This is a genomic window from Dyella halodurans (genome assembly GCF_026283925.1).
Lineage (GTDB): Bacteria > Pseudomonadota > Gammaproteobacteria > Xanthomonadales > Rhodanobacteraceae > Dyella > Dyella halodurans.
Window position 1 is genome coordinate 705,962 of the sequence record NZ_JAPDPF010000002.1, and the last position, 8,369, is coordinate 714,330.

An 8,369-nucleotide genomic window follows, 5' to 3' on the forward strand; every position below is an offset into this window, starting at 1 on the left:
TATCGCCGACTCGGCCTAACCTCCGCCCTTTGAGCCGGCTCACAATCTCCGCGCGGCCTGTATTGGGCCCCTAAACAGGCGTTTAGTCGGCCCTCGTCAGCGAGACCACAAAATCGAGGAAGGCCCGCACCTTGGCTGACGGGTGATGGCGCGACGGATACAGCGCGTAAAGCGGAAAGCGCTCGTCCGGCCAATCGGGAAACAGTTCGACAAGCTGTCCATCGGCGAGCCATCGCTCGGTGCCCAAGGCCATGACCTGGGCGACGCCGTAGCCTGCCAGGCAGGCGCTGTGCATGGTGCCGCCATCGTTGACGATCAGCCTGCCCGCCGTCTTGATCGCCAGCTTCCGACGCTTGCGCTGAAATTCCCAGGGAAAGGTTCGCCCGGTGGCCGCATCGCGGAACTCGATGCAGACATGCGTATCGCCTTCGAGACTTTGCGGTGTATCGGGTCGCCCATAGCGCCGCAGATAGGACGGCGCCGCTACGGTCAGGATGCGCGTGTCCAGCAGCTTGCGCGCAACCAGGCCCGACATTGGGGGCTCGCCGAAGCGAATGGCCAGGTCGAAACCGTCGGCGACGATGTCGCCCAGCTGGTCGCGGGTCACCAGCTCGAGTTCCAGCTCCGCATGAGCATCCATGAACTCGCCCAGCCTTGGACCGAGCATCAGCCGCGAAAAGAGTGGGTCCATATGGACGCGAAGCCGGCCGCGCACGGCCATGGCCCCCTCTGCCGCGCTGGCCGCGGCCTCCTCCAGCCCAGCCAGCAGAGGCAGGACCTGGGCATGGAAACGACGACCCTCGTCGGTGAGGGTCACCGAGCGCGTGGTGCGATTGAACAGGCGAATGCCGAGCCTACCCTCCAGTCGGGCAATCGCGCGGCTGACACCGGGTGGCGACATGTCCAGGGCTTCGCCCGCGGCGGCGAAACTGCCGCTGTCGACGACCGCCGCGAATACGCTCATGCCGTTCAACATGCGTTCGTCGAAGGCCATGTATTCGTGCCTTTTTGTCACTTATTAAATGACATTGATGTTATCGCGAATTGAGTACGCCAGGCGGAGAATGCGGCCCATCGCGGGTTAATCATCCTCAGGAGTCACGACTATGTTTGCCATCATGGGAGTCACCGGCCAGGTCGGCGGTCACGTTGCACGCCGTCTGCTCGACGCCGGCCAACAAGTGCGCGTGGTTGTTCGGGATGCCGCCAAGGCACAGTCCTGGCTTGACCGAGGCTGCGAAACGACGGAGGCGTCCATCGACGACGTCGAGCGCCTGACCAGCGCGCTTCAGGGCGTGGACGGCGCCTTCCTGATGATTCCGCCGGACTACGATCCGGCCCCTGGATTCCCGCGCATCCACCAGATCATCGACAGCGTTTGCGCCGCCGTTGAAGCGACGCGACCCGGAAAGGTGGTGTTCCTCTCGAGCGTCGGTGCGCATGTCCAGGAGTTCTCCTTGCTGAACAACGCAAGGATGATCGAGCAGGCCTTGCGTACCCTGCCCGTGCCGACGGCGTTTGTTCGCCCCGCCTGGTTCATGGAAAACGCGGCCTGGGATGTGGTGGCGGCCCGAAGCGGCACGGCGCCCAGCTTCCTGCAGCCCTTGGACCATCCAATTCCGATGGTAGCCACGGCCGATATCGGCCACACCGTGGCGGACGTCCTGCTGGAGCAGTGGACCGGCTCCCGCGTCGTTGAGCTTGAGGGCCCGCGACGCTACTCGGCCAACGACATCGCCACCGGGTTCGCCACGGTGCTGGGCCATCCCGTGCGCATGGAACCCGTACCGCGCGACACCTGGGAGGCACTGTTCCGTGCCCAGGGCATGCAGCATCCTGAGCCGCGCATGCGCATGCTGGATGGATTCAACGAAGGCTGGATCGACTTCGAGCACACCCAGGGCACGATGCGCAAAGGAACCGTCACGCTGGACAGCGTCTTGCGCGCGCTGGTCGAGCGCAGCCACTGAATCGACAGCGGGAACGCTGATGCCCTCACCCGAACACCGCACCGCCTTGATCGTCGGAGCCTCGCGCGGCCTGGGTCTCGCCTTGGCGCACGAATACCTGAAGCGCGGCTGGCGCGTGATCGCCACGGTGCGAGGCTCGCGGCACACGCGCTTGCACGATCTCGCTGCGGCCTCCGAGGGGCGCCTGGAGATCGAACAAGTCGACATCAATGTGCGCAACGATGTCGCCAACCTGCATCGACGTCTTGACCAGCGCCGTCTTGACCTGCTGTTCGTCAATGCCGGCGTCGCCATCGATCCGGACGCTGCGATCGACAAGGTAAGCACCGAGGATTTCGTCACCATGATGGTGACGAATGCGCTAAGCCCGATGCGCGTGATCGAAGCCCTGCACGCCCTGGTGCCGCCGGACGGCACGATCGCTGCGATGTCTTCTGACCTCGGCAGCGTGTCCGACAACGTCGATGGTGGCTGGGAGGTCTATCGGGCCAGCAAGGCGGCTCTCAATACGCTGATGCGCAGCTTCGCGGCCCGTCACGCCGGCGACCCGCGCAGCCTGTTGCTGATCGCTCCCGGCTGGGTGCGTACCGATATGGGTGGGCCGCAAGCCGAGCTGTCGATCGGGGAGAGCATTCCCCGCGTGGTCGATACGGTCAGCGCGCAGGCCGGCATCGCCGGCCTGCAGTACCTGGATTACCAGGGTCGTATCGTGCCCTGGTAGGCATGTCATAAAAATCAATGAATTTCATACAGATACAAGACTTTCTTGAGAAACGCCGAAGTCACGGATCTGCCGAACCTCATTCCCACTCGATGGTGGCAGGCGGCTTGCCGCTGATGTCATAAACGACACGAGAAACACCGCGCAACTCATTGATAATGCGATTGGAAACCTTGCCTAAGAAGTCGTAAGGCAAGTGCGCCCAATGCGCCGTCATGAAGTCGATCGTCTCCACCGCGCGCAGCGCAATCACCCACTCGTAGGCACGGGCGTCGCCAACCACGCCCACCGACTTCACCGGCAGGAATACGGCAAAGGCCTGGCTGGTCTTGTCGTACAGGTCCCAGGCGCGCAGCTCTTCGATGAAGATGGCATCCGCGCGGGCCAGCAGTTCGGCGTATTCGCGCTTCACCTCGCCCAGGATGCGCACACCCAGGCCCGGACCGGGGAACGGATGGCGGTAGACCATCGCGCGCGGCAGGCCCAGCTCCACGCCGATGCGGCGTACTTCGTCCTTGAACAGCTCACGCAAGGGCTCGATCAGCTTGAGCTTCATGTGCTCAGGCAGGCCGCCCACGTTGTGATGGCTCTTGATGACGTGGGCCTTGCCGGTCTTGCTGCCGGCCGACTCGATCACGTCCGGATAAATGGTGCCCTGCGCCAGCCACTTCACGTGGCCGCCGCCCGACGCCGTGACCTTGGCCGATTCCTCGTCGAAGATCTCGACGAACAGGCGGCCGATGATCTTGCGCTTCGCTTCCGGGTCGGCGACGCCTTCCAGCGCCTTGAAGTAGCGCTCGGCGGCATCGACGCGGATCACCTTGACGCCCATGTGCTCAGCCATGGTGGCCATCACCTGGTCGCCTTCCTGCCAGCGCAGCAGGCCGGTATCGACGAACACGCAGGTGAGCTGCTTGCCGATGGCCTGGTGCAGCAGTGCCGCAACCACGGACGAATCCACGCCGCCGGACAGGCCCAGCAGCACATGATCGTCGCCGACCTGGGCACGCACGCGCGCGACCTGGTCCTCGATGATATGCGCCGCCGTCCACAATGTCTGGCAGCCGCAAATTTCCGTGACGAAACGCTTTAGCAGCGCATTGCCCTGCTTGGTATGCGTCACTTCCGGATGGAACTGCACGCCGTACCAGCGCTTGTCCTCGTTCTCCATCACCGCGACCGGAATGCGCTCGGTAGTGCCGGTGATGACGAAGCCCGGCGGCGCCTTGGCGACGTGGTCGCCATGGCTCATCCACACATCCAGTCGATGGCTGCTGTCGTGATCGCTCAGGCCGTCGAACAGGCGGCTCTTGCTGACGATGTCGACTTCGGCGTGGCCGAACTCGCGGGCATCGGCGGCTTCCGTGGCGCCACCCAGCTGCGCGGCGAGGGTCTGCATGCCGTAGCAGATGCCGAGGATCGGCAGGCCCGAATCAAACACCTGCTGCGGCGCTGTCGGCGCACCCGGCAACGTGGTCGATTCCGGGCCGCCCGAGAGAATGATGCCCTTGGCGCCAAACGCGGCGATCTCGGCCGGGTCGTGGTCCCACGCCCAGATCTCGCAATACACGCCGATCTCGCGCACGCGGCGGGCGATCAGCTGGGTGTACTGCGCGCCGAAATCGAGGATGAGGATTTTGTCGCTATGGATGTCGGTCACGGTCCGGCTCCGATGCGCGGCGAGCGGGTATCGCGCCGCGTCTGAATCTTTGGAATGCGAAGACGACATCGGGCATCACGCCCTGCACGTCGCCTTGCGTTAAAACGATGCGCCGGCCATCAGGCCGGCGCGTATCCGTTTACGAATTGAGCCGATAGTTCGGCGCTTCCTTCGTGATCTGGATGTCGTGCGGATGCGCCTCGGTCACGCCGGCGCCCGTCACCTTCACGAACTGCGCGTTCTGGCGCACGTCCTCGACGGTGGCCGCCCCCAGGTAACCCATGGACGCACGCAGGCCACCGATCAACTGGTGAATGATGTTGCGCAGCGGACCACGGTACGGCACGCGACCCTCGATGCCTTCCGGCACCAGCTTGTCGGCGTCCGCCTCATCCTGGAAGTAGCGATCCTTGGAGCCCAGCGCCATCGCGCCCAGCGAACCCATGCCGCGGTAGCTCTTGTAGGAACGACCCTGGAACAGTTCCACTTCGCCCGGCGATTCCTCGGTACCGGCAAACATCGAGCCGAGCATCACGGTGGACGCACCAGCGGCCAGCGCCTTCGGGATATCGCCCGAGTAGCGGATGCCGCCATCGGCGATCAGCGGAATCTCGTCCTTCAGCGCGGTGGCGACCATGTCGATCGCGGTGATCTGCGGCACGCCCACGCCGGCCACCACACGCGTGGTGCAGATCGAGCCCGGGCCCACGCCGACCTTGACCGCATCCACGCCGGCGTCGAGCAGCGCACGCGCCGCTTCACCGGTGACGATATTGCCGGCAATGACCTGCACTTGCGGATAGTGCTTCTTCACCCAGCCCGCGCGTTCGATGACGCCTTGCGAATGGCCGTGCGCGGTATCGACCACGATCACGTCCACGCCGGCATCGACCAGGGCTTCCACGCGCTGCTCGGTGTCGCCGCCCACGCCGACCGCGGCGCCGACCAGCAGGCGCTCGTGGCGATCCTTGGCGGCATTCGGGTTGTCGCGGGCCTTCTGGATGTCCTTGACCGTGATCAGTCCGCGCAGCTGGTAGTCGTCGTTGACGACCAGGACCTTCTCGATGCGGAACTTGTGCAGCAACTGCAGCACTTCGTCCTGGCTGGCGCCCTCACGCACCGTCACCAGCTTGTCCTGGCGGGTCATGATGTTGCGCACCGGATCTTCGTGCTTGCGCTCGAAACGCAGGTCGCGGCTGGTGACGATACCCACCAGCTTCTCGTCCTCGACCACCGGCACGCCGGAGATGTTGTGCGCGCGGGTAAGCCGCAGCACTTCGCCGATCGAGGTCTGCGGTCCTACCGTAATGGGGCTGCGGATGACGCCGGCTTCGAACTTCTTCACCAGGCGCACTTCGGCGGCCTGCTGCTCGGCGCTCATGTTCTTGTGGATGATGCCGATGCCGCCGTTCTGGGCCATGGTGATGGCGAGGCGGGCTTCGGTCACCGTATCCATGGCGGCGGATACGATGGGAATGTTCAGGCGGAGATTGCGGGTCAGCCGCGTGGAGGTGTCCACGTCGCGCGGCAGAACAACCGAATGGGCCGGAACCAGGTAAACGTCGTCGTAGGTGAGAGCCTCGGCGATGATGCGCATGCGAAAAGTCCCGCTGCAAAGATGAAATTATACGCGGAACGCCGCGGGCTCGCCACACGCTGCATGAACAGTTTGTTGCCGACCGCGCGACGATCGCCGCGGCAACGCCGTATCAGCCGCCGTGATGCAAGAGCGCGCGCGCCTCGGCCGCGTCCAAGGTGTTTTCCAGCAAGGTAGCTACCGTCATCGGACCGACGCCGCCCGGCACCGGGGTAATCCAGCTGGCGCGCTGGGCGGCCGGCTTGAATTCCACGTCGCCGACCAGGCGGCCGTCATCGAGTCGATTGACGCCGACATCGATCACCACCGCGCCCGGCTTGATCCATTCGCCCTTGACCAGGCCCGGCTTGCCCACCGCCACGATCACGATGTCGGCCAGGCGCACATGGCTTTCCAGGTCACGCGTAAAACGATGGCAGCAGGTGGTGGTGCACCCGGCGATCAGCAATTCCAGCACCAGCGGGCGACCGACGTGGTTGGACACGCCCACCACCACCGCATGCTGTCCACGCACCGGGCGATCGGTATGCCCCAGCAAGGTCATCACGCCACGCGGCGTGCACGGGCGCAGGCCAAAGCGGCGCAAGGCCAGGCGACCGATATTCACCGCCTGGAAACCATCGACGTCCTTGGCCGGGTCGATGCGATCCACCAGCGCATCCTCATCGATGTGCTCGGGCAGCGGCGACTGCACCAGGATGCCGTGCACCGAGGGGTCAGCATTGAGCCGATCGATCAGCGCGAACAGCTCATCCTGGGTCACCGTGGCCGGCAGGTCGTGCTCGAAGGAGCGGAAACCTACCTGCTGGCAGGCTTCGCGCTTCTTGCGCACATACACGGCCGAGGCGGGATCACTGCCGACCAGCACCACCGCCAGGCCCGGTTCGGCCAGCCCCTGCGCCTTGCGTTCGGCCACCCGCTGACCGATCCGATCCAGCAGTTCCTGCGCAATGCGTTTACCGTCGAGGATGCGTGCGGTCATGGTCGGGGCTGCCTGCAAAGAGACGTATTATCCCGGCTCCACCGCACGCACACAAACCAGATCGGATGGCCGCCATCACACCCCTGCCCCGTTCGTTGGAACTTGCCGCACCCGCACTGCGCTTGCGCCCCTGGCAGCCTGGCGACGCCGATGCCTTGTTCGAGGCCGCCCGCGAATCCATGGCCTCGGTCGGCCAGTGGCTGCCTTGGTGCCATGCCGGCTACTTGCGGGAGGATGCCGTGGCGTGGATCGAGCACTGCCAGTCCGGCTGGGCCCGTGGCGAGCCCTACGCGTTCGGCATCTTCGATGGCGAGGGCCGATTGCTTGGCAGCATCGGACTGAACCGACTCGACCGGGAGCGCCGCAGCGCCAACCTCGGTTACTGGGTGCGCGAGCGGGAACAACGCAAAGGCATTGCACGGGCCGCCATACGGGCCCTGGCGAGCCTCGCCTTCGAGACGCTGGAACTCATACGGATCGAGATCGTTGCCGCCGTCGACAACCAGGCCAGTCGGCGCGCGGCCGAACGCGCCGGCGCCCATTTCGATGGCGTATCCCCCAACCGCATCTGGCATAAGGGCCAAGCCACTGCGGCCGCGGTGTACTCACTGCTGCCGCCCGACGATGGCATCGAAGCGTTCGGACCGGTGCTCGAAGAAGGCCTGTTGCGACTGCGTCCGTTCCGCCTCGCGGATCTCGATGGATTGTTCGCATCCCTGCACGAGTCGATGGACAGCATCGGTCGCTGGCAGGACTGGTGCACCCCGGACTACACGCTGGAAGACGGCCGCCGCTGGATCGCCCGCAGCCGCCTCGCCTGGCGCGGCGCAGGTGACGAATGCGCGCTGGCCATGGTCGACCGGCAGCGCGACGAGCTGGTCGGCAGCATCTCCCTCAACCATTGGCAGCCCGACTACCGCATGGCGAACCTTGGCTATTGGATACGCCAGTCCCGCCAGGGCCAGGGCCTGGCAGCTCTGGCCGTGCGCATGCTGGCGCGACATGCACTGAAGTCGCCGGACTTGCAGCGACTGGAAATCGTGGCGGCAGCGGATAACCGGGCAAGCTGCCGCGTGGCCGAGAAGGCAGGCGCCCACTTCGAAGGTATCGCCCGCCGCCGACTGACCCTGCACGGGCAGCCGCAGGATGCAGCGATGTACTCGCTGGTCGCCGCTGATCTCGCCTGAGAGCCCGTCTAAGATTTCCGCGGAACGCAGCGAGCCCCGCTGTACTCCTTCTCCCCGCCGGGGAGAAGGTTGGGATGAGGGGCGGGTGCTCGCGATCACGCGTTGACCGAGCGATATCGCCAGCTTGCCGCTTACGCAGCGGGCGTTCCGAACCGCTGCCGCGGTCCGGGTCACTTTTCTTTTGCTGGCCCAAAAGAAAAGTAACCCAAAGAAAATGGCCTCAAGAGCTCATAGCATTACGTGGGATGCGAG

7 protein-coding genes are annotated in these 8,369 nt (G+C 65.0%); 3 read left to right on the forward strand and 4 right to left on the reverse strand.

Translation table 11 applies throughout. From position 1 onward, the window contains the following. Nucleotides 1-82 precede the first annotated feature (82 nt). Nucleotides 83-994, reverse strand: a complete 912-nt coding sequence (locus OUZ49_RS06785; protein WP_266149349.1) for a LysR family transcriptional regulator — start codon at nt 992-994, stop codon at nt 83-85. A 112-nt stretch (nt 995-1,106) separates the two neighbouring features. Here OUZ49_RS06785 and OUZ49_RS06790 point away from each other — a divergent pair, with 112 nt between their 5' ends. Continuing rightward, nucleotides 1,107-1,970 (forward strand): NmrA family NAD(P)-binding protein, encoded by an 864-nt coding sequence (locus tag OUZ49_RS06790; RefSeq protein WP_266149351.1) that lies wholly within the window; start codon nt 1,107-1,109, stop codon nt 1,968-1,970. 19 nt (nt 1,971-1,989) lie between these two features. Then, complete coding sequence (locus tag OUZ49_RS06795; protein ID WP_266149353.1) at nt 1,990-2,691, forward strand: SDR family NAD(P)-dependent oxidoreductase; 702 nt, start codon at nt 1,990-1,992, stop codon at nt 2,689-2,691. Nucleotides 2,692-2,770: 79 nt separating this feature from the next. Here OUZ49_RS06795 and guaA read toward each other — a convergent pair whose 3' ends face one another. The 3 genes from guaA to folD all read right to left on the reverse strand — a co-directional run bounded on the left by guaA (nt 2,771) and on the right by folD (nt 6,930). Then, nucleotides 2,771-4,351, reverse strand: a complete 1,581-nt coding sequence (guaA, locus tag OUZ49_RS06800; protein WP_266149355.1) for a glutamine-hydrolyzing GMP synthase — start codon at nt 4,349-4,351, stop codon at nt 2,771-2,773. A 139-nt stretch (nt 4,352-4,490) separates the two neighbouring features. Further along, complete coding sequence (gene guaB / locus OUZ49_RS06805) at nt 4,491-5,948, reverse strand: IMP dehydrogenase (RefSeq protein WP_266149357.1); 1,458 nt, start codon at nt 5,946-5,948, stop codon at nt 4,491-4,493. Between the two features lie 112 nt (nt 5,949-6,060). Beyond that, nucleotides 6,061-6,930: a bifunctional methylenetetrahydrofolate dehydrogenase/methenyltetrahydrofolate cyclohydrolase FolD gene (folD, locus tag OUZ49_RS06810; RefSeq protein ID WP_266149359.1), complete on the reverse strand. Its 870-nt coding sequence runs from the start codon at nt 6,928-6,930 to the stop codon at nt 6,061-6,063. Nucleotides 6,931-6,995: 65 nt separating this feature from the next. Between folD and OUZ49_RS06815 the strand changes: the two genes are divergently transcribed. Next, complete coding sequence (locus tag OUZ49_RS06815; protein WP_266149361.1) at nt 6,996-8,117, forward strand: GNAT family N-acetyltransferase; 1,122 nt, start codon at nt 6,996-6,998, stop codon at nt 8,115-8,117. Nucleotides 8,118-8,369: the final 252 nt, after the last annotated feature.

Coding starts and splice junctions, on each gene's coding strand:
- OUZ49_RS06790 (WP_266149351.1), top strand. CDS start 1,107: ATGTTTGCCATCATGGGAGTCACCGGCCAGGTCGGCGGTCACGTTGCA.
- folD (WP_266149359.1), bottom strand. CDS start 6,930: ATGACCGCACGCATCCTCGACGGTAAACGCATTGCGCAGGAACTGCTG.
- OUZ49_RS06795 (WP_266149353.1), top strand. CDS start 1,990: ATGCCCTCACCCGAACACCGCACCGCCTTGATCGTCGGAGCCTCGCGC.
- OUZ49_RS06815 (WP_266149361.1), top strand. CDS start 6,996: ATGGCCGCCATCACACCCCTGCCCCGTTCGTTGGAACTTGCCGCACCC.
- OUZ49_RS06785 (WP_266149349.1), bottom strand. CDS start 994: ATGGCCTTCGACGAACGCATGTTGAACGGCATGAGCGTATTCGCGGCG.
- guaB (WP_266149357.1), bottom strand. CDS start 5,948: ATGCGCATCATCGCCGAGGCTCTCACCTACGACGACGTTTACCTGGTT.